Below are 23,684 nucleotides of genomic sequence, written 5' to 3' on the forward strand. Positions count from 1 at the left end.
CGTGAGATCGCCGCCGCCTCCTCTCCTGAGTTGCGGGCCCGTCTCGTTGCCATCGAGCGGGAGATGGCGATGGACCGCTCCCCGGGGGCGATGGCCGCGGTCCTCACCGAGGGCCGCGAGATGCAGGCCGCACATCTGGCGCAGATCGACGCCGCGTTCGAACGGGTGGCGGCGGGGCAGCCGACGCGGCTGCTGCTGACCATGCCGCCCCGGCACGGCAAGAGCAGGCGGGCCGCCCGGTGGGCGCCGCTGTGGTATCTGCGCCGTCGCCCGGACCACCGGGTGATGATCGCCTCGTATTCGTCGGACTTGGCCGACGACCACGGCCGGTGGATCAGGGACGCGATCCTCGCGTACGGGCCGCAGATCGGCGTCGCCCTGCGCCCGGGGTCATCCGCGGCGAACCGGTTCGACCTCGACGGCTCCGAGGGCGGCTTCGTCGCTGCGGGCGTGGGCGGCGGCCTGACCGGTAAAGGTGCCCATCTGGCGGTCGTTGACGACCCGATCAAGGACGCCGCCGAGGCCGCGTCGCCCACGATGCGCCGTCGCCTGTGGGAGTGGTGGCAGGCGGTTCTGCTGACCCGTATCGAGCCGGGCGGGTCGGTGATCGTCATCCAGACCCGGTGGGACGAGGACGATCTTGCGGGCCGGATCTTGGCCGAGGAGGCCGAGCGGTGGACGCACATCGACCTGCCCGCCCTCGCCCTCAGCGAGAACGACGCCCTCGGCAGGCACGTCGGGAAGGCGCTGTGGCCTGAGCGGTACGACGAGCCCGCGCTGGAGGAGATCCGGCGCAGCGTCGGCGAACGGGTGTGGTGGTCGCTGTACATGCAGCAGCCCCGCCCGATGGAAGGCGGCGTGTGGCAGTGGGACTGGATCACCAACCATCGCATCAGCGCGGCCCAGCTGCGCGGCATCGACCTGGCGCGGATCGTCGTCGCGGTCGACCCGGCCGGCGGCGAGTCCGCGGTCGGGGACGAGTGCGGCATCGTCGCGGCGGCCCGCGACCGAGACGGGCGCCTATACGTCCTGGACGACCGCTCCGGGAATCTCGGCGCGGAGACATGGGGTGCAGAAACGTGCCTGCTGGCGATCGAGCTGCGCGCGGACGCCATCGTCATCGAGTCGAACTTCGGCGGCGACATGAGCCGACAGATCGTCCAGCAGGCGTGGCAGGAGCTCCAGCGGGAGAACCGCACGGAGGGCATGCTGATGCCCGCGATCTTGTCGGTCACCGCCAAGCAGGGCAAACGCTTGAGGGCAGAGCCGATTGCCCAGCTGTACGAGCAGGGCCGCGTGCACCACGTCGGCCAGTGGCCGACGCTCGAGCAACAGATGGTGAGGTGGGTGGCCGGCATGGACTCCCCGGACCGTATGGACGCGGCCGTGCACGCACTGACCCAGCTCGCCGACCCGATGCACAGCGGTACAGGCTCCGTGCCCTACCAGGACGGGAGGCTGTCGGGCCGCCGGTGAATCAGTCACCGGGTGGCCGGAACAGTGCTTCTGCGCCGGGAAAACTGGTTCGCCCCCACCTGGCCGATGCCGTACTGTTCACCGTACCGACGCGGGGTGGAGCAGCTCGGTAGCTCGCTGGGCTCATAACCCAGAGGTCGCAGGTTCAAATCCTGTCCCCGCTACTCATACGTGAAGGCCCGGCACTTGCCGGGCCTTTGCTGTCTCCCGGCCATGTTCAGCGGGTCCGGTCATTCGATGTCTCCGGCGTATACAGCCGGGATGTTCCCGGTGACGGCCTGGGCGGCCAGCTCTGGGAGACGTGCTTGCAGGAACGGCGGGATCATCCGCAGGTCGCACACCTTGTCGAGGGGCGCCCATTCGACGCCGGTCTGCGCGTCGTCGTGAAGGGTCCCGCCGAGGGTGCTGGGGGCATCGAGGATGTTGCACCAGAAGACGGCCTCGACTCGGTGATGACCCGTGTCGATGGGGACGTTGCTGCCGCGGTGGTTGCCTGCGATGTGCTCGCGCAGGACGAGCAGCGGACCGGCTTTGACCCGAACCCCAGTCTCCTCAAGAACTTCGCGCTCCGCGCAGGCCGCCAGGGTCTCACCCGGCTGTTGCCCACCACCAGGAAGCCAATAGTTCTCGATGCCGGGGTCGGGCCAGGTCCCGCGGACCAGGAGAACCTGTCCGTCACGGACGACGAGGCCGGAGGCGGCGTTGCGGAGGTACATACGGCCGGAGGGGTGCTGTGGCGTGGTCACTCGGCGGAGACTATTCATACCGCCCGTGGGCCGTGCCGTGTTCGTCAACATCACGCTCTAAGGGGTCAGAGAAACGGCCGTCGCGGTTCGGGCACTGTCGATACCGTCTCAGTAGGCCATGCGTCGAAGGAGGCAGTATGGGTACGTCGCACGTGAGTGAGAGTTGCGACGGTCGCCGCCAGTTTCAGGGGCTTGTGCTGGACTTCGCCGGGGTGCTGACCGAAGATGTCAGTCCAGTTCACCGCGCCTGGTGCGAGAGCGAAGGGCTCGATCCCGATGCATGGGGTTACGCCCTCGGCGACGATCCGGCTGGCCGCCGCCTGTACGAGCAGCTTGAGATCGGGGCGATTGCCCAGGAGGAGTGGAACCGGGAGACGGCGCGGCTGCTCGGGCTCGAACGGCACGAGAACTTGATGGGCCGAGCCTGGTCCGGTGTCGCGCCGGCGGCCGACATGGTGGCCCTGGCCCGTGCGGCGCGTGAGGCTGGGTACAAGATCGGGATGCTCTCGAACTCCTTCGGCCTGCACCCTTACAACCCGTATGAGGCTCTGGGGGTGTGGGACCTGTTCGACGTAACGGTGGTCTCCGAACGGGAGCAGATGGCCAAGCCGGACCCTGCGATCTACCGGACGGTACTGGAGCGCATGGGCCTGCCGGGCGAGGCGTGCGTGTTCGTCGACGACTACGAGTGGAACCTGCCGCCTGCCCTCGAGGCCGGGATGACCACGGTGCTCGCCAGGCCGGGCACCGGGGCCGCGGCGCACCTGGAGACGCTGCTGGGCATTGACGCCGGATGTACCACTTGACGTCGCCATCCGGCTCGCACCGCAGGTAAGGCCCGGCTTTGGCTCGGACTCCGTAGGCAGGCCACAGGCTGTTCGTCGACGTCGCGGCACTCTCCCCGACGGCCTGCATACTGCCTAAACTGCTCAGGTCGCGACGCAAGTGTGCCCTCTCCCCACTCACCCTGGGGAGAGGGCACGTTGCTGTTCTGGGTCGGTCAGATGTTCACGCCCCGGAGTGGATCTGGTCGACGAACGCCGACCAGGCCGTGGCCGGCACGACGATGACGGGTCCATTGGGACGCTTGCTGTCGCGAACCGGGACGGCGCCGGGGAACTGATCGGCGACCTCAACACAGTCCGTGCCGTTGCCGCTGTGCGTGGACTTGCGCCAGATGGCGCGCGTCAGGTCAATGGTGCTCGCAGTGCGCATGATGCTCCTCACGGGCCTTGCGGATCAGGTCAGTTGTTGCTTGCGGGGTCAACACGTCGAGATCCAACTGATCGTAGAAGGACCTGTATACCTCCACTTCCTTCGGTGTCTCCAAGAAAGCGCCGTTGAGGCCGCTCTCCCAGTAGACTGCCTCGTTTTTCCCCGGCCGCGAGACCAGGAGCATCGCCCCGATCGAGGTCACGCCACCCGGGATCTCCCGGTCGAAGGGCAGGACTCGGAAGCAGATCCGCGGTCTCTTGGCGAGTTCGAGCAGGTGGGCCAGCTGGCGGCACATCACCTGATGGCTGCCGACGACGCGGTAGAGCGCGGCTTCGTCCAGGATGCTCCAGAACCACGGCGGGGTCTCTCCTTGGAGGAGGGCCTGCCGCTCCATGCGGGCCTCGACCTTCTCTTCGACGTCTCCGCCGAAGAGGGTGACGCCGGAGCCGATGAGGGCTCGTGCGTAGTCTTCGCTCTGCACGAGTCCTGGGATCACGTTCGCGAAGTGCTGGATGCGGGTGGATTCGGCTTCAGCAGCCAGGTAGGCGTAGGACCAAGCGGGGTAGGTGGCCCGCTGCTGAAGGTCTTTGCGAACGTGGTGCCACATGGCAGCCAGCTCGCCGCCTCCGTCCACGGCCTCGTCGATGAGCTGTGCGGTCTCCGCGCTGGGGATCTCCTGGCCGAGCTCGATCCCGGCGACCATCGCCTGGGAGAGCGGGATCAGGCTCCCGAGCTGCGTCTGCGTCAGGTTTGCGAGGTTGCGACGGTTGCGCAGCATCTTCCCCGCGAGCGAGGCGAGGTTGCGTAACGGGTCAAGTTCCTTTGCTGCTGGCATCGTTGTCCCTGTCTGCGTATCGGCGCGTCAACTGATATGCGGGCCGAAACGTCGATACCCAGAGCATGGTGACCTCACGCACGCGGTCCGATACTGGGTTGCCTGAACCGGCCTCTCTTTCTCCGACCAGGGGGCGGTTCGACCAGTGCGGCGGCTCGCCGTCCCCCGAGGGCGATTTGCAGCGGCGGGCCGCCGCCACCACCCATTGCCCATTCGTGCAGGAGTCAGCCATGCCTGTGTGCCTGCGGACAGCCATGCCCGGAGCCGTCCGGCCTACCGTTCATCGACGGAGCGTCCCCGTGACGATCACCCCGAACCCCGTGCCCCTCCCACCGCAGGGCGCCTCCCGGACCGATGCGCCACCGCTGTCCGACGAGGCCAAAGCCTTCCTCGACGAGCACGGCGACCCGGGTGGGTGGCCGGCCCAGATGTGGAAGGACTTCGCGCAGCTCGGAGGTATCGCATGACGGCGGCCGCCAGGGAGCCCGAGGTCGAGCACCAGCGCGCCTCCGGCGCCCCGGCCCTCATGCCCGGACGGCACCTTGAACCCCAAGGGCCTCGCCGAGCTGGTCCAGCTTCGCGCGGAGAGGAAGCACCAGCAGCAGTGGGGCAAAACCGGCCTCAGGCTCGGCTACATCGGACGCCGCGCGGCCTACGACTCGCCCGACGCCTACTGCTATCCGGCCACGGCGCTCGTGTGGGCGCTGGAGTCCCGCTACATCTGCCAGATGCTTCTCGGGCTGTTCCTCGCCGACGCAAGCGCGGAGGAGCAGTACGCCGGGGTGGCGGAGGCGTGAGCACCCGTCACGGCCGTCGGCCTGTCCCCCGTCGAGAGATGGCTTCAGCTGTGGACCGCTCCCGTGCGCACCGCGAACTCTCGAAGTCCTGGAAGGCTGACGGGCGAGCACATCAGGTCTGTGGTGAGCGCCCGTACGGATGGCCGGCAGGTCTCCTCCGGCGCTTCGTGCTCGATCGCCCGCAGCTCGGCCCAGGTGCGGCGAGGGTCACCGAGCTGGTGCCACATCCGGGCGGCGTCCGTGTGGAAGCGTGCGCGCCGTTCAGCGGTCGGGAACACCGCGGGGCGGATGCGGCGCACCACGTCGACACCTTCGTCGGGGGTGCCGAGCTTGTTGAAGACGCTCATCCGGAAGCTGTCGCACTGCTCGGCCGTGGCCTGCACGGTGACCTGCTCCAGTCCGGGCCCGTACCGGATCTGCTGGCCGATCGTCTCTGCCTCGCACACCATGTCGAGTGCGGCCGTTCGGTCCCCGTAGTGCGCTGCCGTGTAGCCGCAGGTCAGAAGCATCGCGGCGCGTACGGCCTGAGCCTGCGGGGTGTGGTCGTCGGCCAGATCGCGGCTGGTGCGGGTGAGCAGGCCGACGGCTTGCTGGTGGCGGCCTGCGTGCCGCATGGCCACCGACAGGACGCGTGCGGCTTCCCCCAGCGGTGCGGGCTCCCCGGACGCTCGGGCAGCGGTCAGGGCGCGGTCGGCGGCCACCCACGATTCCTCGGAGCGCAGTTTGATCGCCAGCTCGCACGCCAGACTGTAAGCGCCGGCCATCATGGCGCAGGCGCGTTCCCGTTGGTGGCCGCGCAGGGCCTCGCGGGTCGCTTCCGCGGCCGCCAGGAGGACCGGCAGGTCGGATGCGAGGTGGGCGTAGCGAACCTGCCGGAAGTCCTCGCGCGCCTGGCGGAGCGCGGCGGCGAGCCGTCCGAGCGGCACCGGTCCCACGACCGGGGGCTGGAACAGTGCGGCCTCGAGCATGCCACGCGGGTCAGCCGAAGGTCCTCGCCCACGGGCGGCGACCGAGCCGCCGGCGGCCACGACCGTGCCAACGCCAATTGCCCCGGTAAGAAAGTGCCTGCGTCGCACCGCGTCCTCCTGGCCCTCGACATGCCCTTCCGTCACCGTAGCGGCCGTCATCACCATGGCACCGGTGCTTCCCGTATCCCGTGTCCCGCCTCGCTCCAGCGGGTGAGCGGCGGCGATCAGATCATCGGGGGGGATGTCCAGAATGGCGGCGATACGGGCCAGGGTCTGCCACGGAGGGACACGTTCGCCTTTCTCGACGCGGCAGACCCACGATTCCGAGTAGCCGACCAGCGCCCCCAGCTCTGCTTGCGTCATCCGGGGCTGGCGGCCGTTGCGGCTGCTGCGGATCAGCGCGCCGACGTCCGGGATCTGCTGGTGCCGATGCACGGTCGCGCCGTTGGAAGGCATCGATCCTCCTCGCCCCAGGACTCGTCCACGGTAGCCGCAACCCCTCTGCCAGGGCAGGGCCGCCGCGCAAGGAACTTGCGGACTACGCAAGGAACTTGCCGGTTCGCACAAGCCCCTGCCGGGGCGCGATTGCGCCCCCAATTCTGGGGCCATACGACAGCGCCCGAACCTGCAACCCACAGGCAAGGAGGACGAATGATCCTCGAACGAGCCATCGACTATGTGGACCTGATCTCTCTGGCTGTTAATGGTTTAGAGGCAGTCCGGTGACCGCCCGCCACGACGTCAAGGACAGCGACGGCATTACCGATCACCCGATCAGGGCGGCTGTCGCATTGCTGGCACTCGGACTCGTGGGCCCGGTCGTCGCCCTGCACCAGCAGGTCGGCCAGCTCCTCGACGCCGCCACCCCCCAGCCTCCGCTTGCGGTAGCGGCGCCCGACGTCACACCGGAGGAGTAGAAGGCACCTCCGGACCCGCTGCGGCCAGTACGCTGCGCTGCTCGAACTAGCGGAAGGGAAACGAACTTGGTACTCGCCCGATGCCCCGCCCCCGCATCAGTACCAGTGAGCGAATCCTGGGAAATCCTGGCGGATGGCCTGCACTGCCAGCGTGTCTACTTGTACCTTGATCAGTGGAGGAAAGCCGCCGGCCTCGATGCCGCTTCCTGCGGGCTCCCCGAAAGCCTGATCCCCCGCGAACTAGTGACACGCCCAGCCCCGGCGCCCGCACACGCCGTACCCGCGGCTGAGGACTCCGGCCTGACCAACTGGTTGTCGGTACCCCAGCAGCTCGGGCTCGACGGCGGCAGCAACGGAGCTCTTGCACTGGCCGCCCAGAACATCGCCCTCACTCTGACGGCAGGCACCAGCGACAAGATCACCCAGGATGCCGTGGAGGCCGTGTGCGCCGCTGCCGCCTGGTGGGTCGGCGTCCTGGCCGTCATCCGCCACAAGCAAGGAATCAACGCGGCTCCCGCACCGACCGGGGACGACGGGGCTCCCATCAGCGTAATTGAGGAAGCGGCGCGAGTTGTCGCACTGGGCGTGGCCACCCGGGTCCTGCAGGCCCGGCTCAGGACCGCTGGCACCTCGGACCCAAGCCTGCGGCTGGCGTACTGCCGGGCCATTACCGAGGGCGTCATCGTGGAGCCGAAGATGCCGGGCCTGCTGGCCGCGCTGGGCGACCTTCGCCTCTTCGACCTGGTCAGCACCTCGCTTCCGTGGCGGGGGCGGTTCACCAAGTACGCGGGCGGCACCGGAGCGGGGCAGGTGGAATAAGTGAACGCGTTCCCCTTCATCGTGGTCGAGGGCCTGGACGGCAGCGGGAAGACGACCCTACGCAAGGGCCTGTTCCGCCTGTTCGAGAACCTCTACGGCATCACGCCGCTGGCCATGCTGACCACGAACTGGCTCGCTCCGCAGGTCGCCCCGGATCTGGTGGAAGGCAAGTACCGGCCGGCACCGGGCAACCGGGACCGGTACCTTGCCGCACTGCGTGCCGACAAGGAAGCGTCGGTGAGGCGCCTGATCGCGCCGTCCCTTTCGGCCCGGCCGGTGATCGCTGACCGGTGGCTGATCAGCGAGCTCGCGTTCTTCGCCGTCAAGCACGACCAGCCGCCGAAAGAGACGTACGCGCACCTCGCGGACGCGATCGACGTGACTCCCAGCCTGACGATCGTCCTGGAGACGGCGACCGAGCAGTCCATGGCCAGAGCAGCCGGGCGCACCGGTGGCGACGACGTGCGCAAGGACTGGGACGTGCTTGAGGTCCAGGCGCGGGTGCGGGAGACGATCGCGGAGATCCTTTCCTGCCCGTCCGCGTTCCCGAAGATCGGGCCGACGGTGCGCATCGATGCCTCGCAGGACCGGGCCGCGGTGCTGAGGGACGCCTGGGATGCCCTGGCTGGACACAACCTGACCCCTGCTCTGCCCATGGAGGATGTGTGACCACGGTGATAGGCCAGCGGCCGTCCGATCGCCTGCGCGGCGCCCTGGAGAAAGCAGCGGGGGCCGGGAAGCCGGTGCAGGCGATCGGGGCCGCGAACGCCATGGCGGCCCGTATCGCCGCCGACTCCCGCTTCGATGCCCTGTGGGTTTCCGGCCTGGAGGTGTCCACCGCGTTCGGCCTGCCCGACGAGAACGTCCTCGGCTCCCGCGACCTCGCCGACGTGGTGCTGTCCCTGCGCCGGGTGTGTGACCTGCCGGTGGTCGTGGACATCGACAACGCCGGCGGATCGGCCGCCACAGCCCGCCGCTACGCCTTCGAGCTTGCAGCGGCCGGCGCGGCGGCCGTCTGCCTGGAGGACAGCGCCTACCCGAAATGCAACTCGTTCTCCGAGCACCGTGCGCAGGGCCTGGCCGACGCTGACCTCGCCTGCGCGCAGATCAAGGAGATCAAGGCGGCGTCCGCTGGTGGCGTCCTGCTCATCGCCCGCACGGAGACGCTGATCTGCGGCGGGACGCTCGACGAAGCGGTCCTCAGGGCGGAGGCGTACCAGGCGGCCGGGGCGGACGCCATCCTGGTGCACTCCAAGGACACCACCGGCAGCCAGGCCATGGCGACCGCACAGCGGTGGAACGGGGTCCCGCTGGTCACGGTACCCACCGCCTTCGCGCACCTCAGCCAGGCCGTGCTCGGTCAGGCCGGGTTCGCCATGGCCATCTACGCCAACCAGCTCTCCCGCGCGGCCATGACGGCCATGCGCAGCGCGGCGGACTCCTTTCGCACCACGGGCATGTTCCGCCCCGATGCCCTCGCCGACGTGCAGGACCTTCTCCGCGTCTCTGACCCCGACGCCCGCGCCTGCCTGTAGACCCTTCGCTACCCGCGACCGCCAGGAGGACGAGCATGACCGCTCTGCCGAAGATCAGCGTGTCCGTGAAAGCCGCGATCGTGCACGAGGGGAAGATCCTGCTGCTGTCGTACGACGACAGCAGCAGCGGCGGGTCCTTCCACTACAACCTGCCGGGCGGTAAGGCCCGGGAAGGGGAGTCGCTGCGGGACGCCGTGGTCCGCAAGGTCCGCGAGGAGACCGGGCTGGAGGTCCGCACCGTGCGCGAGATGTTCGTCGTGGAGTACGTGCCCGGCCAGTACGGCCGCAACCTGGGCCCGCAGCACAAGACTCAGCACAACTTCCTCGCCGAGATCACCGACGGCCGCAGTGAACCCCGCATGTCCGAGCCGGCCGATCCCATCCAGGTGGGATTCGAATGGGTTCCGCTGGAGGAGATCACCACCCGGCACATCCTCCCCCGGGTCGGGCAGCACATCCTCGACGCCCTCAAGGACGACCGCGACATTCTGGTGGACCGATGGTGACCAGCACCGTACTCGTCGCCCGAGGAGCCGCCGACACAGTCCAGCTCGCCCGCGCTCTCCCCGCGCACAGTGTGCGCGAGTTCACTGCGCTTCGCGAGGTGCCAGCCGACGACGCCAAGCGAGCCGAGGTGATCGTGCTGCGCTCCGGTGTCCGGCTCGAACGGGCCGAGCTCGGCACCCTGCCGTCGCTGCGCCACGTCATCCGTGCCGGGTCGGGGCTGGACGGGATCGACGCGGGCCTCCTCGCCGAGCGCGGGATTAGCATGCACCGAAACCCTGGGGCCTCTGCCCCGGCCGTCGGCGAATGGTGCCTTGCGGCGCTGCTGTCCCTGGCCCGCCGCATCCCGCTCGGCGCGCAAGGGATCGCCCGCGGCGAACACCTCAAAGCCGCCTGCATGTCCGTGCCCGTTTCGGCGATAAACGTTGCCCTCTGGGGCGCCGGCCCCGTCGGCAGAGCCTGCGCCGACGCCCTCGCGCCTCACGTCGCGCACACGCTCTTCGCAGCCCGGCCGAGCATCGGCCCGGAGCTCGTACAAGCGCCCGCCGGGGACCTTCCGGCCTGGGGGGACGCCCATGTCGTGGCCGTTCCCCACACCGCTGCGAACACGGCGATGTTCGGCGCGGACTTCCTTCGCGCCTCGGCGGCCCGGAAACCTCTGCTGATCGTCGTGGGCAGGCTCGCCACCGTGGACATCGCGGCCTGCCTGCACGCACTCGACGCCGGTCTCCTGTCCGGCCTCGCCGTGGACCCCGTCGAAGCATTCGAGACCCGCCGGTTCCCCAGCGGCCCCAAGCCGGTGAATCTCCTGGTGACCCCCCACATCGGCGCGCAGCGCAGCGACGTACGGGAGCGGCTCGACGCCTGGGTCACCGAAACGGTCCGGACCCTGCTCACTGAGGAGGGGCCAGGATGACCATCTGGTACGAGCAGCGGATGCGCGCCGCCCGCGCTGTGGCCGGTCAGCTTCGCCAGGAGTACCCCGGCGCGCAGGTCTGGCTCGAAGGTCCGGTCGCCCACGGCATCGCCCACGCGCGCAGCGACATCGATCTGCGCATCGTCGTCCCCACCGGGCCCGCCCCGGTGGTCCGGTCCCGGATGGCCGACGGGGTACGTGTCGATCTGGCCTCGTCCACGGCCGCCGACATGGACGCCCTCCGCGCCCTGCTGGGCACCTTCCACGTCCTGGCCACCGACATGGAGCAGTTCCGTTCCATCAGGCGGCAGCTTCCCGCGCTGACATCGCTGCGGACCGCCCGGGCCCTGGACTGCCAGGAGAAGCCGGTCCTTACCGAGGCCGAACGGGACACCTATCGCAAGTGGGCCCTGGCGGACCGGGTACAGCGTGCGATCAGCCTCCTCGAGGACCTCGACGGGCTGACCTCCGCCGGCTTGTACGACAGCGCCGACCTGGTGCTGGGGCAGCTGTCGGTCACGGTCATGCAGGCCGAGAACACGGCGGCCGGCCTCCCGCTGCTCGGCGACAAGTGGACCCCCGTCCTCGCAGGGAAGAACACCCCACTGCCTTCGCCGGCATGGCAGAGCGCCGAGGGTTCGGATCCGTGTCCGGACTGGTTCCGCCAGGCCCGCGCCCGGCTGCTTAACGCCCTGCTCCTGGTGTGGCCCGCCGCCGGCAGCAAGGACGTCCCGGTGGACCCGGCTTGGGGGCGGTTCGGGTGGCTGCCCCAGAGGTACAGCGACGGCTGGTCCCTCCAGTACGCCGACGCCCGCACCCCCCTCACCACCAGCCAGCTCCTGGCCTGGGCCGACCAGGTGAGGCAGTGAGCACACCCGCGTAGAAGCCCCCGGTGGGGCCAGACGGGAGGAACAGTGAACGTCACCGCTGACCGGAGGAACCAGGTTTCCGACCTGTACCGGACCCTGGACGAGTCACCCGAGACCGACGCCGTGTCGGTGATCGTGAAGGTGCGCGGCGAGACCTGCGACATCGACTGCCTCCACTGCTACGAGAAGCGCAAGGAATCCCCGGGAGGAGCCCGGATCACCGCGGACCAGCTTCGCCTCCTTCCTGGCCTGTTCCCCGGGCGCCCCCTCGCTGTGGGGCTGCACGGCGGCGAACCCCTGACGGCGGGCAAGGAGCACATGGCCGGCCTGCTCCGGGAGCTCGCGGGCATGCCGCAGGTGGTCCGCGTATCGATGCAGACCAACGGCGTCAACCTGGACGGCGAATGGCTCGACCTGTTCGACGAGCTGTACCCCGAGCTGAAGATCGGGATCTCCCTGGACGGCGACGCGGAAGGCAACCGGTGGCGCGTCGGCTACGACGGACAGCCCACCTATCCCGCCGTGGTCGCGGCGCTCCACCTCCTGGCCGGCCGGGGCCGTCAGGCAGGGATCATCACCACCGTTACCCCCGCCGTCCTCGGACGTCCGGCCGAAGTCCTCGACCACCTGGCGGGCTTCACCGCCGTCCGCTCGGTCAGCTTCGTCCCCTGCTTCGACACCACCATCACCCGACCGACCGCGGCCAGCACCAAGCGCGTCACGCCCAGCCGCCTCATGCAGATACAGGCCCTGAACGCGGAGAACGGGCCCGCCTGGTCGATCACCCCGGACGAGTACGCCGAGTTCATCATCGGCACCACCGCACACTGGATACGCGCCGGCCACTTTCGGAAGATCAACCTCTCCCCGGCCGTCCCCACCATCCGCCGACTCCGCGGCCTGGACACCTCCTTCTGTCACTTCAGCGCCACGAAGTGCGACCACGTCTTCACCCTGTATCCCTCCGGCCGCATAGGCAGCTGCGACGAGCTGCCGTGGCCGCAAGCACAGCTCACGGTCTTGGACGAAAACACCACCGCCGCCCAGATCACCGCCGCCCAGCAGGGATCGAATCTCCTCGGCCAGGGCAAGGCGCTCATGAACAAGTGCTTCACCTGCGACTACCGGTCCACGTGCGGGGGTGGATGCATCGCCACCCGGTGGCGCATGAACATGGATGGCGACGACGCCTACTGCGCCTACCGCATGCGGATCATTGACGGCACCGCCGCGCTCCTCGCCGACCCAGGGCACCCGGAAGGCGCCTGGTGCCAGACCCTGCGGTGGCGGCCCCGCAGCCCCAACACCATGCGGGACGTTTCCGCATTCCTCGCTACCTGGGACGACCCGAACGCACCACGCCACCGGGCCGAGCTGCACACCAGCGCCTACGGCAACATCAACGCCAAGGGCCTCCCCGGGGTCCACGCCGCCGACGACCTGGACCCCGCGCACCCGCAATGGGCAGACGCCATCGAGCCCGGCGTCAAACCCCTGATCGACGTCATCACCCGGGGCTGGGGCCTGGTCACCTACGACAGCTGCGAAGGCCACCAGTACGACAACCCCACCGCGAAGAACACGCGGCAACGGTTCGGCATCCTCCCCCGCAACCCGGACGAGTACGCAGCAGCCGCCGGCGCCCTGTGCCGCACCGCCGCCCAGGTCACCCCGCGTCTTCCCCAGCCGGTGCGCCTCCTCATCGCCCGCAGCAACCTGACGTGCGAGACCACGAGGCTCGTCACACCGGTGCTCGACGCCAGTCTCGTCCCCGCCCCGGATGCCTCCTGGCCGTCCTACTTCGCGGCGCTGGATGTCGCCACCGCTCTGCTCCGGGACGCCCTTGCGGGCGAAGAACCGTCCGGAGCGTCTTGCCGCTGCCCGGTCCCGCCCGGCAGCGGCACCCCCGAACCGCCGGAGACGAAGAACACCTGACCTGTCCCCGGCTCACCGGGCGCCGCTCGACCAGCGTCCGGCCGATCACCATCACGGAAGGAAATAGGCAGTGAACACCACCACCACGTGGGCGGACGATTTCCTCGCCGCCGTGAAGAACCTCCACACCGATGGCGAAGAGGTCCGCTTCACCATCCACACCTCCGAGGAGGGCGCCGACCCCTGGCCGACCGAGCAGCCGAAGGCTCGTTCCTGACGCCCACTACCGCCCGTCGTGATCCGGCAGGGCAGCACCAAGGGACCGGGCCAGCTCTGGCCCGGTCCCACCTCCGCATTCCGCAAGGAGCCGGCGTGGACCTCACCGCACTCTTCCACCTGCCTTCAACGGAACAACTCCACCGCAACAAAGCCCACCGCATCTACACAGCTCTCAACGCCAGCGCAGCCCGCAGCACCCTCACAGCCGCACATCCTGCCGCCCGGTACGCCCTGGCCCACCACGCACTGGAAGGCGCAGAACGCGCGGCCCGCGATGGAGACGCCGACACCTTCAGCTGGTACGCACAACACCCGGACGGGAACGCCGCCGCGCTCACCTCGGGAACCGGCGCCTTCCCAGTAGTGCTTGACCCGCCGTCGCACCAGGTGCAGGAAACAGAGACTTCCCCGTTCTACGTCATCAGCCCCGGCACCACACCGGCCCCGGACCATCTTCGGCAGATGACTCGTACTGCCTACGATCTCGCTGACGAGACCGGATTCGGCAGGCTGCTCTCAGCCCACGCCATCGTGGCGTGCCTCCTATCCCACAAGCCCCTCACCGGAACCCTCCGGAGCTGGACCACGAGCCGACTGCCCGGAACGGTGTTCACCGACTACACCAGCCACCCAGCCGTGCTTGCCCGCGACCTCATCCACGAAGCCGGTCACAACTGGCTCAACGACGCCCTAGCCGCGACCGAAATCAAGATCAACGGCAAGGAGGAGTTCTTCTCCCCCTGGAAGAACACCCTCCGCCCCGTGTTCGGGTTCTTGCACGCGTGCTGGGCGTTTCCCCTGATGGTGATCTACTCCGCCCGCCTACTCGACAGCGGCCAGACCGAACCTGAAGTGCGCCGCTTCCTCGCCGCCTACGTCAGTCAGCAACGAGCCCGCCTCGTAGCCACGGGCGAAAGCCACGACCGAGCACTCCGTCTAGTCCCCGACACCGAACTGCGGTACCGGCTGCGGTCGGTGCACCAGGAAGCGTCCTCCCTCTGCGACGACCTCTACCGCGTAGCCGATGGGCCTGCTGCGCAGGCCCCTGAGGAGTGATTCCCGTCGGATCTCCGTCCGCATGAGCGTTGCTTCACTAGCCTCGGCCGGGTCCAGGAGCATGGCTCGCGCTTCGGCTGATCACAGGCCCACCGACTGAGCAAGGACGCACTCCATGACCGATATGACCTCCGACCACGAGCGCGCTGCGTGGCTGCGCGACAAGGTCGTTGACGAGCTCATCGAGGCGGGTGAGATCGTCTCGAAGGAAGTCGAAGCCGTGATGCGCAGGGTCGAGCGGCACAGGTTCGCTCCCGAGGCGAGCCTGGAGGACGCGTACCACGCCTACAACGCCGTGATCACCAAGAGGAACGAGCACGGGAGGGCCGTCAGCTCGGTCTCCGCGCCGCAGATCCAGGCGTTCATGCTGGAGCAGGCGGAGGCCGGCCCGGGGGCGCGGGTGCTGGAGATCGGCTCCGGCGGCCTCAACGCCGCGTACCTGGCGGAGCTGGTCGGCGAGGACGGCGAGGTCACGACGGTCGATATCGACCCGCAGGTCACGGACCGGACCGCCCGTCTGCTGGCAGAGACCGGTTACTCGAACGTGCGGGTCGTCCTCGCGGACGCCGCAGAGGGCGTTCCGGCTCACGCCCCCTACGACGTGATCATCGTGACCGTCGGAACGTGGGACATCCCGACCGCGTGGATCGAGCAGCTCGCCGAGGGCGGGCGGCTCGTTGCGCCGCTACGGATGCAAGGGCTCACGCGCTCGGTCGCCTTCCAGCACGTAGGCGACCACCTGGTCAGCACTTCGGCACGGATCTGCGGATTCGTGTCCATGCAGGGCGCTGGGGAGCGCGAGGCCCAGCTGCTGCTGATCAACGGCACCGAGGAGATCACCCTGCGGTTCGATGACGGGCTGCCCGCCGAGCCGGGCCTGCTGGCCAACGCGGTACGCAGCCCGCGGACGGAATCCTGGACGGGGGTGACCGTCAAGCGGGGAGTGCCCGTGGACACACTTCAGATGTACATGGCCACCGTGCTGCCGGGGTTCTGCACCATGGCGGTGGATCCGGACCTCGACACTGGTCTGGTCTCCCCGTACAACAAGCGGTTCTCGATGGCCAGCGTGGACGGTTCCAATTTCGCCTACATCACCCCGCGCATCACCGCTGATGAATCGTCTTTCGAATACGGGGTCCACGCCTTCGGCCCGGACGGTCCTGCCTTCGCCGCGCGGATCGCCGACCACGTGCGTACCTGGGGCCGGGAACACCGTGACGGGCCCGGCCCGCGCATCGCCGTCTACCCGGCCGGTACGCCGAATGACCAGATTCCCGAACTTCCCGGCGGACGGGTGATCGACAAGGTCCACTGCCGGGTCACGCTCTCCTGGCCCCCGGCGTGGCCATCCGGAGATCGTTCCGGTTAAGCACTGGGTGCCTTCAACCGGGCGCTCCTTACCAAGGGCTTCCCGGGCCGGAAGGAGACCCGAAGGAGCGGTGACGGATGAGAGGTCAGTCCATCAGCATCGCGTCGCGCACTGAGCTCCCCGGGCTCGTGGGCGGATCTAGATGCGCGACTTCCGCACCGAGTGCCATGCCGCCCCGGCCAGAGCCCGAGCCGACCGGAACACCGAGAGCTGCTCGTGCCGGCGGTAGAGGTTCCAGTTGTACGGGACGAGCGACAGCTTGTTCGACGAGAGCGACCCGGGGCGCTGCGCCCGGTACACCGCCAAGGGTTCCCGCAGAGCGCGGGCGGGGGTCCCGTCCCGCATGATCGACAACCAGAGCGCGTAGTCCTGCCTCTTCGGCATGTCCGGCATCAGCTTCGCCCCGACCACCCTGCGGTCGTACATGGCGGTCAGGGCGCCGATGTGGTCCTGGACCAGCATCGCGCTGTAGTCCACGCTCTCCGGCGCCCACACCACACGCCCGTTCGGGACGAAGTCGGCGGCCTCGCCCGCGTACAGGGCGTCGACCTTGTAGTAGGAGGTGAACGTGAGGGGTGTCCCGGCCGTCGCGGCGAAGGCGAGCTGCTTCTCCAGCTTCGTCGGGAGCCACATGTCGTCGCTGTCGAGAAAGGCGATGTAGTCACCCCGGGCCCGCGCGATGGCCAGGTTCCGGGCCCGGGCCGCACCCCCCTGCCGGGCTGCCGCCTCCGGCAGGACCCGCTCGTCCTGCCGGGCCAGCTCTTTCAGCAGATCCATCGAGTCGTCCGAGGACGCGTCGTCGGTGATCAGCAGTTCGAGATCGGTGTGGGTCTGCGCCAGCACCGACCGAACTGAGGGCCCGAGCGTGGCCGCCGAGTTGTGTACCGGCATCACCACGGAAACCAGGGGCACAGCCGCTCCTTACCCAGATTGGAGTCGTCGTCGACGTTGTCGTCGCCAGCCAGGCTACGTGCGACTGCCGCTCGCCGTGCGCGCCGGCGAGGTGGACCATCGCGTTGTCGGATACGACGTGCCCCCCCGCATCAAGCGGCTCACCGCCGGCGATTCGTACGTGGAGGACGTAGCCTCCTCGCGGCCGCGCGGTGCTGGTCACCGGGGTTGCTGGGCTGGGGATGGTTCTCTCCGGAGGAGGACGTCCGGCTGATGGATGCGACGAACGCCCCGTTGTTCATGGCCGCCGTCCGGGCGGCGACAGCGGGAGGACCGGGTACCTGGAGGACCTGATCGAGTGGCCTGCCACCGAAGACGGGTTTTCAGGCGTCGGTTAACCAGGCGTAGGTGGATCAGGGATTATTACTAATACCCAGACCTAACATCCATAGAGAAGAACCCCCTACCCCCAAGGGCAGGGATCCTGACGGCCTTGCGGATGCTTCGAAGCCGACGATCTTCGAAGGGCCTCAGCGGCCCTGTGCGGGCCTTGGAGGGGCGTCGACGTCAGTAGCTGTCGTTGATCCTTTTGGTGTTCTAAGACAGCGGTTCCAGGCCGTTCTCAGCCCGCCTCTGATCGACTCCGCCCGGCTCCCGGACCGGGAAGGGCTCCCACTGCCCGGTAGGCGACTTGTGGTGCTGAGTGCCGAACCACTGCCCGCGGGTGGCCCGGACGGAGATGGGGTCCTCCAGGAACGCCAGGTGCCTCGGCTCGGCATCGCCCGCTGTCACTGCCTCGGCCAGCAGATCGACCCATGCCTCCTGAAGGTGGGGCTGGCGGTCGGCGTGCTGGGCCAGCAGCCACGCCGCATCGGCAGCCTCGTCGCCGCACAGTGATCGTCCAGGCCAGCCGACGCGGTCGATGACCTGCCGCAGCCACTCGGTGTTGTCGTTGTCCATCGCCGCCCACTGCGCCGCCACCTCCTCCGTCCGGGCCACGGGCAGGTTCGCCCGGAACGCCTGGTCGATGTCGCGGCGGCGCAGGAGCTCGCGGCGCAGGTCCTCGTCCAGCGCCGGGCGTGAGCGGCCGGCGGCGGCCGTGGCCGGTATCAGCTCGAAGAGGGCGGTGGCGAGGATGCGGTTGTCCGCGGGCGCGTCCAGCCTCTCCAGCTCGTCGGCCGTGACCCAGCGGAACGGGTGCTCCGCCAGCCCTCGGGGCCCGTGCGGGCGGTCGACGACGCCTACGTGCACATGGTCGACATGAAGGTGGGGCTCGGGGTGCCGTCCGTCGGGACCGGCCGGGATGGCGACCACCCACCACAGCGCGCTGCCCAGGGACAGCTCCGCCAGCATGGCCTGCGGGTGCGGGTAGTCCGCGGGCAGCACGCTCCCGGCGGCCGGGAAGAGGCGCGGACGGTAGCCGGTCTCCTCGACGGCTTCCCGCACGGCCGTCTGCTCCGGGCTCTCCCCGGGCCTCATATGGCCGCCCGGGATCATCCACCCGCCGTGACGGGGGTGCTCGACACCCCGAGGCGCCACAGCGGGCCGAAGCGGGCGAAGAGGTACGCGCTGGCTGTCTCGTGCCGCACGTCCATCGCGGCAGCGTCCCACGCGCCCGGCCCCGCGGTACACACGGCCTGGTCGCCTACGCTGAGAGGCGGGCGCGGGGCCGACGAGGGATACCTGCTGGTGGGCCTGCCCCGATTCCTGATCGACGCCTGGTCGTGGCTGAACTACAAGCCCGTCATGGCCTCCACCCACGACGGCCGCCCCCACCGCGTCCTCGCACCCGAGATCCAGGCCACCTGGCTGCCGGACGAAGCGGTGCGCCGCCTGGCCGCCTACAAGTTGCTGTCCGCGTACGACTCGCTCCAGGCCGGCGAGCTGGCCACCTTCGCGGGGAACCCCGACGCAGCCGAGCGCCGCGAGTTCGGCGACCCCTCGGCGTTCGTCGACACCACCCTCGCCCACCTGCTCGGCAAATCGCAGCAGATCGTGGTGCCCGGCGCCGAGCACGCCAAGGACGACCAGGCCACCCCCGACGCGGTGGCCGCCGCAGCCGCACAGGAGCGCCTGCGGCAGTGGGCCGAGACCGAGCTGCTGCCGCTGCGCATGCAGGCCTGTGAACGCAAGGCCGTCCTCCTGGGCGACGGCCTGTACCTCCTCGCCTGGGACCCCGAGAAGGGACGGGTGCGGCTGCGGACCGTCGACCCGGGCTTCTACTTCCCCGTCCTCGAGGACGACGCCGACCCTGGCGACTACCCGACCCGCGTCCACCTCGCGTGGGAACTTCCTGAGGACCCAAAGCGCGGCATCAAGGCTCGTCTGCGGCGCATCACCTACGAACTGGCCCCCATCGCACCCTCACCCCGCGGCGACCAGGACGACCGGGAGCGGACTGCCGGCAACCCGTACGGCTCAACCAGCGGCAGCTCCCAGCGCGCCTACCCGTGGGCGCCCGGCAAGCTGTCCACGCTCACCTGCTACCTGACCGACGCCGAATGGACGCTCGACGACCTACGGCACGGCCAGGCCCTGGACGACCTGCCGCTGGAGAAGGCCACCTTCCGGACCCGGGCCGACGGCACGGTCCTGGACCACCTGGACCTGCACGTCGATTTCCTGCCCCTGGTCCACATCAGCAACACGATCGCCGATGGCGAGCACTTCGGGCAGTCCACGCTCGCCAAGATCATGCAAGCCCTGGACGAGCTGGCGGAGACCGACACCGACAACGCCCGCGCCTCGGCCACCACCGGCGCCCCCATCATCGGCCTCGCCGGCGTCCACACCGAGGTCGACCGCATCACCGGCCGCCCCAAGCCCCTGTCCGTCCAGCCCGGCACCGTCTTCCAGCTCGCCGACGGCGGACGAATGGACGTCCTCGACACCTCCAACCAGCTCGCCGAACTCCGCGCCCGCGTCGAGGAGATCCGCGACCGCGCCGCCGTCAACGCCCGGCTTCCCGCCGTCAGCCTCGGCACCGTCGACCCCTCCGACGTCCCCAGCGGCTACGCCCTCCAGCTCAGCCTCGGCCCCCTCGACTCCCTCGTCGACGCCATGCGCCTCGCACGCGCCCACAAGTACACGCTGCTTTTGCGGATGGTGCAGCGCCTGCACCAGGCCGGCCAGGCCGAAGGGTGGCCGATCGGCGAACAGTTCCCCGCCCGCCTCGTCTTCGGCCCGCACACGCCCACCGACCGGGCCGCCGTCCTCGACGAAGTCGTCAAGGGCGTCGGGGCCGGAGTGCTGTCCTTGGAGACGGCTATCCGGATGCTTCAGGACGCCGGGTATCCGATTGAAGATGCCCGCGAAGAGGTGGCACGTATCGACGGACGCCGCAAGGAGCAGACACCCGAGAGGCAGCGCACCGTGGAGGAGCCGACCGAGCTGGCTGAGGAGGTTCCTGAAGAGGAGGAGCGGGAAGGGGCCTCCGGCGAGGGGGCGAAGGCTGCCTAGTTCTCGTTGTCGTCCAGGATCTTCGCCGTCTTCAGCTTCTCGCGCTGCGCGTCCGCGGGACGGCGAAGGTCTTCCTCGGTGACCTTGGTGGTGTTGCCGCCCCCGACCTGGACTTGATAGCTGCCCTGACCGCCGGGGACTCCTTCAACGCGGGTGACGTCGAAGCAGTAGCCACCGAAGTTGCCGAAGGAAGCGGGCAGCCGTTCGCCGTCCCGGCTGGTGACGCCTTCGGCCAGCTTGCGCTTCCCCGTCTTGTCGTAAATCACGATGGTCTCGCCAGCCAGGTTCGGCGTGCACTTCTCGCCGCTCGTGGCCGATCCGGTGGAGGCCGAGCTGATGGTGGCGGTGAAGGTGGCGTCGTCCGCCCAGGGCTTCCAGAGGAACAGCCCGGCAGCTATGCCGGCGGCCCCGAGGGCGGCAGCCGTGCCCCAGGCGACCCGTCGCCGGTTCCTGGCTCTCAGGTTGCCCGCGAGAGGGGCCGTGCGGTTCGTATCGTCAGACATGGTGTGGATCATGCCAGTGAAGGCGTTGATCAGCCGTTTTAGGGTCTGCTGATCGGTTCGCGAGCGGCCCTGGTGCTGCCCGTCGGCCGGTTGCGCCGCTCGTTTCCGTAGACTCGGGCATGGCGCGGGGCCGTGTGGGAGCAGCACTCACTCATGACTTCCGGCACTCTGACCGATCCGCCGTCCGGAGCGAACGACCCGTCCACGGGCGTGGAGCTGACGATGAGCCAGGAGCGCCTGGCGACGCTCATGGCCCGGGAGAAGGACCAGGGGGCGCGCACTGCGGTCCGAGCCCTGGTCGACCGTCTCGGATTCCCGGACACCGCTGCCCTGGAGCAGTACGTCAATGTGGCTCGCAAGGCTCAGGCGGATGACCTGTCCGAGTCCCAGCGCCGCGACCTCCAGCTGGCCCAGCGGGAAGAGGCCGTCAACGCCCGCGAAGCCGCCGCCGTTGCCCGCGAGCGCGCCGCGGTCCGTCGCGCCCACCTTGCGCAGGCCGGCGCCACCGGCGCCGACCTCGATGACGCCCTGGCCCTGCTCCTGGTCGCCGACGAAGCCGACGACGAGCAGCTCGCCGAAGCCGTGCAGCAGCTCACCAGCCGCAGGCCGGAGCTGTTTGCGGCCAGCGCAGGCCCGCGGATGACGCCCGCGCCCGGCGGCGCCCCTGCCTCCGTGCCGCCGCCGCGCAGCCACACCCCCGCCCGCTCTCCCGGCTCCGCCGGTCTGGAGATGGCCCGCCGACGCGGCCTGCTTCCGCCGGCCAGCTGACCCGCGGGCCCGACACGGGCTCGTACACACGGGGACCACGCCCCGCCCCCTTCTTCGTGGACCGTTCCACCGCCCTGGTGAGTGCGCGCGAACTTCTCGATCACCAGGAGAAAGCGGCTTGAGTATCCAGCCGTACACCACCACCGTGCAGGTGACCGCTGACCGCGACTGGCTCGCGTCCCGACACGGCACCGACAGCACCGAGACCATCACCCTCGACCTCACCACCTTCACCAAGGGCATCCATTACGCGGAGCCCGAGCCCGGCCAGCCGCACGGCTTCGTGCGCTCCGGCGTCCCGGTCGGCCGCATCACCGCCTCCGGCCTCTACGGCCTCTACGATCCGGAAGCCAAGGACGGCCGCCAGGTGCTCGCCGGTCTCGTGTACGCCGAGGCCCTGTACACGCCCGGCGCCAAGAACATCCCGGCCGCGCTGTTCTGGCACGGCTCGGTAAAGGCCGATCGCATCCCCGGCGGCATCAACCCCGCGAAGGTCGCCCCGGCCCCTGGCAGTGCGCAGATCCGCTTCCTCGGTGAGGTGGCCGCGTGAGCGTCGCCGACCTGATCAAGGGCGTGTCCGTCGCCGACCTGACGGTCTACGCCCGCACTATCCCCAACCCGCAGGATTTCCTCCTGACCAGCACCGTCTTCGGCGAGGTGCAGGTCAAGGACGTCAAGTGGCGTATCCGGCAGAACAAGCGGCGCGTCAACGCGGCCTCCTACCGCGCCTACGACGCGAGCGTGCCCTTCGCGAAGCGGCAGGCGGAGAGCAAGCTCACCGAGGGACTGCTCCCCGCGCTCGGCCAGAAGCTGCTCGTGGGCGAAATGGAGCAGCTACTCCTGGACGCCCAGCGCGGCGCCGACGACGACCGCCTTGTGGAACTCCTCTACGACGACGTCGAACGGCACGTCGAGGCCATCCGCTCCCGTCTGGAGCTCGCGGCCGGTGACGTGCTCCTGGACGGCAAGTTCTCCCTCGTCGCCGAGAACGGGCTGACGGTCGAGGCCGACTACGGCGTGCCACAGGCCAACATGCCGACGGCCCCCAAGCCCTGGTCGGACCCGACCTCGGATCCGATCGCGGACGAGCTCCGGTGGATCGACTACCTCGACTCCATCGGCGCCCCCGCGCCGGAGATGGTGCTTACCTCTCGCAAGGCGTGGTCGCACCTCGCGGCCAACATGGCCTACCGGGCCGCCTACTACGGCACCCCGGCCGGCGGCCAGACCCCCACGGCTACCCTCAACCCCGAGCAGATCAACAGCGTCCGCGGAAACTACGGCCTGCCGCCGGTCACCCTCTACAAGGCGCAGGTGTGGCAGAACGACACCTCCCGGCGCGTTCTGCCGGAGGACCGGTGGATCATGCTGCCGCCGGACCGGGCGAAGTGGGGCCAGACCCAGTACGGCACCACCGCCGAGTCCCTGGCCCTCTCGCGCGGCAGCAACCCGCAGATCGAGCGCGAGGACGCACCCGGCATCGTGATCACCCGCGACGTCGAGGACGACCCCGTGCAGATCTGGACTAAGGGCTCCGCCGCCGCGATGCCCGTCCTGTACTCGCCGGACTGCCACATCACCGCGAAGGTCCTCTAGTGAGCGCCGCCGACCAGGGCAAGGTTCTCGGCACCCTGGCCGCGACCGTCCACGCCCTCGACCCCGTCGACCGCGTCCCGCTGATCCTCATAGCCAGCACCGAGATCACCGACCCGGCCATCGCCGAGCAGATCACCAACCCGGACTGCTGGGAGGGCGGCAAGCCCCCCGAGCCCAGCACCGGCAAGCCGTCCCGCAAGCCCGCCAAGGCAGCCGAGGACAGCTAAGTCACCTCCTCCACCGCGCGGCCGGGAGAAGCTACGGCACTTCTCCCGGCCGACCCATTTC

27 protein-coding genes and 1 tRNA gene are annotated in these 23,684 nt (G+C 69.4%); 21 read left to right on the forward strand and 7 right to left on the reverse strand.

All coding sequences use genetic code 11. The annotated features are described in order from the left end of the window. Positions 1-69: 69 nt before the first annotated feature. Both ACX9I7_RS00760 and ACX9I7_RS00765 read left to right on the forward strand, forming a co-directional pair. Positions 70-1,476: a terminase large subunit domain-containing protein gene (locus ACX9I7_RS00760; RefSeq protein WP_459386149.1), complete on the forward strand. Its 1,407-nt coding sequence runs from the start codon at positions 70-72 to the stop codon at positions 1,474-1,476. 90 nt (positions 1,477-1,566) lie between these two features. After that, positions 1,567-1,640 (forward strand) — tRNA-Met (locus ACX9I7_RS00765). A 66-nt stretch (positions 1,641-1,706) separates the two neighbouring features. On the opposite strand, the gene ACX9I7_RS00770 is transcribed toward ACX9I7_RS00765, so the two are convergent. After that, positions 1,707-2,222 (reverse strand): NUDIX domain-containing protein, encoded by a 516-nt coding sequence (locus ACX9I7_RS00770; RefSeq protein ID WP_459386150.1) that lies wholly within the window; start codon positions 2,220-2,222, stop codon positions 1,707-1,709. A gap of 137 nt (positions 2,223-2,359) precedes the next feature. On the opposite strand from ACX9I7_RS00770, the gene ACX9I7_RS00775 reads away from it, so the two are divergent. After that, complete coding sequence (locus ACX9I7_RS00775; protein WP_459386151.1) at positions 2,360-3,028, forward strand: HAD family hydrolase; 669 nt, start codon at positions 2,360-2,362, stop codon at positions 3,026-3,028. 202 nt (positions 3,029-3,230) lie between these two features. On the opposite strand, the gene ACX9I7_RS00780 is transcribed toward ACX9I7_RS00775, so the two are convergent. Both ACX9I7_RS00780 and ACX9I7_RS00785 read right to left on the reverse strand, forming a co-directional pair. Continuing rightward, on the reverse strand, positions 3,231-3,437 hold the full coding sequence (locus ACX9I7_RS00780) for a DUF397 domain-containing protein (protein ID WP_459386152.1): 207 nt from the start codon (positions 3,435-3,437) through the stop codon (positions 3,231-3,233). Next, positions 3,415-4,272: a helix-turn-helix domain-containing protein gene (locus tag ACX9I7_RS00785; protein WP_459386153.1), complete on the reverse strand. Its 858-nt coding sequence runs from the start codon at positions 4,270-4,272 to the stop codon at positions 3,415-3,417. Before ACX9I7_RS00785 ends, ACX9I7_RS00780 begins: the two co-directional genes overlap by 23 nt. 299 nt (positions 4,273-4,571) lie before the next feature. On the opposite strand from ACX9I7_RS00785, the gene ACX9I7_RS00790 reads away from it, so the two are divergent. Next, on the forward strand, positions 4,572-4,739 hold the full coding sequence (locus tag ACX9I7_RS00790) for a hypothetical protein (RefSeq protein ID WP_459386154.1): 168 nt from the start codon (positions 4,572-4,574) through the stop codon (positions 4,737-4,739). A gap of 75 nt (positions 4,740-4,814) precedes the next feature. Next, positions 4,815-5,069: a hypothetical protein gene (locus ACX9I7_RS00795; RefSeq protein WP_459386155.1), complete on the forward strand. Its 255-nt coding sequence runs from the start codon at positions 4,815-4,817 to the stop codon at positions 5,067-5,069. Between the two features lie 44 nt (positions 5,070-5,113). On the opposite strand, the gene ACX9I7_RS00800 is transcribed toward ACX9I7_RS00795, so the two are convergent. Then, positions 5,114-6,493 carry a helix-turn-helix domain-containing protein gene (locus ACX9I7_RS00800; RefSeq protein ID WP_459386156.1) on the reverse strand — a complete coding sequence of 460 codons (1,380 nt, stop codon included), beginning with the start codon at positions 6,491-6,493 and terminating at the stop codon, positions 5,114-5,116. Between the two features lie 266 nt (positions 6,494-6,759). On the opposite strand from ACX9I7_RS00800, the gene ACX9I7_RS00805 reads away from it, so the two are divergent. From ACX9I7_RS00805 to fxlM, 11 genes are all read left to right on the forward strand, one after another. Further along, on the forward strand, positions 6,760-6,954 hold the full coding sequence (locus ACX9I7_RS00805; protein WP_459386157.1) for a hypothetical protein: 195 nt from the start codon (positions 6,760-6,762) through the stop codon (positions 6,952-6,954). A gap of 105 nt (positions 6,955-7,059) precedes the next feature. Then, a complete protein-coding gene (locus ACX9I7_RS00810; protein WP_459386158.1) occupies positions 7,060-7,773 on the forward strand; it encodes a hypothetical protein in 714 nt (237 codons plus the stop codon). Beyond that, positions 7,774-8,442, forward strand: coding sequence for a dTMP kinase (locus ACX9I7_RS00815; RefSeq protein ID WP_459386159.1), 669 nt, complete (start codon positions 7,774-7,776; stop codon positions 8,440-8,442). Beyond that, positions 8,439-9,308 (forward strand): isocitrate lyase/phosphoenolpyruvate mutase family protein, encoded by an 870-nt coding sequence (locus ACX9I7_RS00820; protein WP_459386160.1) that lies wholly within the window; start codon positions 8,439-8,441, stop codon positions 9,306-9,308. The genes ACX9I7_RS00815 and ACX9I7_RS00820 overlap by 4 nt, the downstream gene beginning before the upstream one ends. A gap of 35 nt (positions 9,309-9,343) precedes the next feature. Continuing rightward, positions 9,344-9,814 (forward strand): NUDIX domain-containing protein, encoded by a 471-nt coding sequence (locus ACX9I7_RS00825; protein ID WP_459386161.1) that lies wholly within the window; start codon positions 9,344-9,346, stop codon positions 9,812-9,814. Next, positions 9,808-10,728, forward strand: a complete 921-nt coding sequence (locus ACX9I7_RS00830; protein WP_459386162.1) for an NAD(P)-dependent oxidoreductase — start codon at positions 9,808-9,810, stop codon at positions 10,726-10,728. Before ACX9I7_RS00825 ends, ACX9I7_RS00830 begins: the two co-directional genes overlap by 7 nt. Continuing rightward, the gene (locus ACX9I7_RS00835; protein ID WP_459386163.1) at positions 10,725-11,597 is read left to right on the forward strand and encodes a hypothetical protein; all 873 of its coding nucleotides are present in this window, start codon (positions 10,725-10,727) and stop codon (positions 11,595-11,597) included. Before ACX9I7_RS00830 ends, ACX9I7_RS00835 begins: the two co-directional genes overlap by 4 nt. A 45-nt stretch (positions 11,598-11,642) precedes the next feature. Further along, positions 11,643-13,532, forward strand: a complete 1,890-nt coding sequence (locus ACX9I7_RS00840; RefSeq protein WP_459386164.1) for a radical SAM protein — start codon at positions 11,643-11,645, stop codon at positions 13,530-13,532. A 70-nt stretch (positions 13,533-13,602) separates the two neighbouring features. Continuing rightward, complete coding sequence (locus ACX9I7_RS00845; RefSeq protein WP_459386165.1) at positions 13,603-13,749, forward strand: hypothetical protein; 147 nt, start codon at positions 13,603-13,605, stop codon at positions 13,747-13,749. A 95-nt stretch (positions 13,750-13,844) separates the two neighbouring features. After that, positions 13,845-14,807, forward strand: a complete 963-nt coding sequence (locus ACX9I7_RS00850) for an aKG-HExxH-type peptide beta-hydroxylase (RefSeq protein WP_459386166.1) — start codon at positions 13,845-13,847, stop codon at positions 14,805-14,807. Positions 14,808-14,922: 115 nt separating this feature from the next. Further along, entirely contained in the window at positions 14,923-16,179 is a 1,257-nt protein-coding gene (fxlM, locus tag ACX9I7_RS00855) for a methyltransferase, FxLD system (RefSeq protein ID WP_459386167.1), read from the forward strand. 138 nt (positions 16,180-16,317) lie between these two features. Here fxlM and ACX9I7_RS00860 read toward each other — a convergent pair whose 3' ends face one another. Next, entirely contained in the window at positions 16,318-17,091 is a 774-nt protein-coding gene (locus ACX9I7_RS00860) for a glycosyltransferase family 2 protein (protein ID WP_459386168.1), read from the reverse strand. A gap of 576 nt (positions 17,092-17,667) precedes the next feature. Further along, the gene (locus tag ACX9I7_RS00865; RefSeq protein ID WP_459386169.1) at positions 17,668-18,549 is read right to left on the reverse strand and encodes a DUF6624 domain-containing protein; all 882 of its coding nucleotides are present in this window, start codon (positions 18,547-18,549) and stop codon (positions 17,668-17,670) included. A gap of 210 nt (positions 18,550-18,759) precedes the next feature. On the opposite strand from ACX9I7_RS00865, the gene ACX9I7_RS00870 reads away from it, so the two are divergent. Continuing rightward, complete coding sequence (locus tag ACX9I7_RS00870) at positions 18,760-20,529, forward strand: hypothetical protein (RefSeq protein ID WP_459386170.1); 1,770 nt, start codon at positions 18,760-18,762, stop codon at positions 20,527-20,529. Here ACX9I7_RS00870 and ACX9I7_RS00875 read toward each other — a convergent pair. Continuing rightward, positions 20,526-21,032, reverse strand: a complete 507-nt coding sequence (locus ACX9I7_RS00875; RefSeq protein ID WP_459386171.1) for a hypothetical protein — start codon at positions 21,030-21,032, stop codon at positions 20,526-20,528. The two genes, ACX9I7_RS00870 and ACX9I7_RS00875, sit on opposite strands and share 4 nt — an antisense overlap. Positions 21,033-21,185: 153 nt before the next feature. On the opposite strand from ACX9I7_RS00875, the gene ACX9I7_RS00880 reads away from it, so the two are divergent. The 4 genes from ACX9I7_RS00880 (at position 21,186) to ACX9I7_RS00895 (ending at position 23,623) form a co-directional block, all read left to right on the forward strand. Continuing rightward, positions 21,186-21,800, forward strand: coding sequence for a hypothetical protein (locus ACX9I7_RS00880; RefSeq protein WP_459386172.1), 615 nt, complete (start codon positions 21,186-21,188; stop codon positions 21,798-21,800). Between the two features lie 118 nt (positions 21,801-21,918). Further along, positions 21,919-22,350 carry a head decoration protein gene (locus ACX9I7_RS00885; RefSeq protein WP_459386173.1) on the forward strand — a complete coding sequence of 144 codons (432 nt, stop codon included), beginning with the start codon at positions 21,919-21,921 and terminating at the stop codon, positions 22,348-22,350. Then, positions 22,347-23,396: a major capsid protein gene (locus tag ACX9I7_RS00890; protein ID WP_459386174.1), complete on the forward strand. Its 1,050-nt coding sequence runs from the start codon at positions 22,347-22,349 to the stop codon at positions 23,394-23,396. The genes ACX9I7_RS00885 and ACX9I7_RS00890 overlap by 4 nt, the downstream gene beginning before the upstream one ends. Further along, positions 23,396-23,623 carry a hypothetical protein gene (locus ACX9I7_RS00895; protein ID WP_459386175.1) on the forward strand — a complete coding sequence of 76 codons (228 nt, stop codon included), beginning with the start codon at positions 23,396-23,398 and terminating at the stop codon, positions 23,621-23,623. Before ACX9I7_RS00890 ends, ACX9I7_RS00895 begins: the two co-directional genes overlap by 1 nt. The last annotated feature ends 61 nt before the right edge of the window (positions 23,624-23,684 follow it).

The organism is Streptomyces sp. L500 (assembly GCF_054551825.1).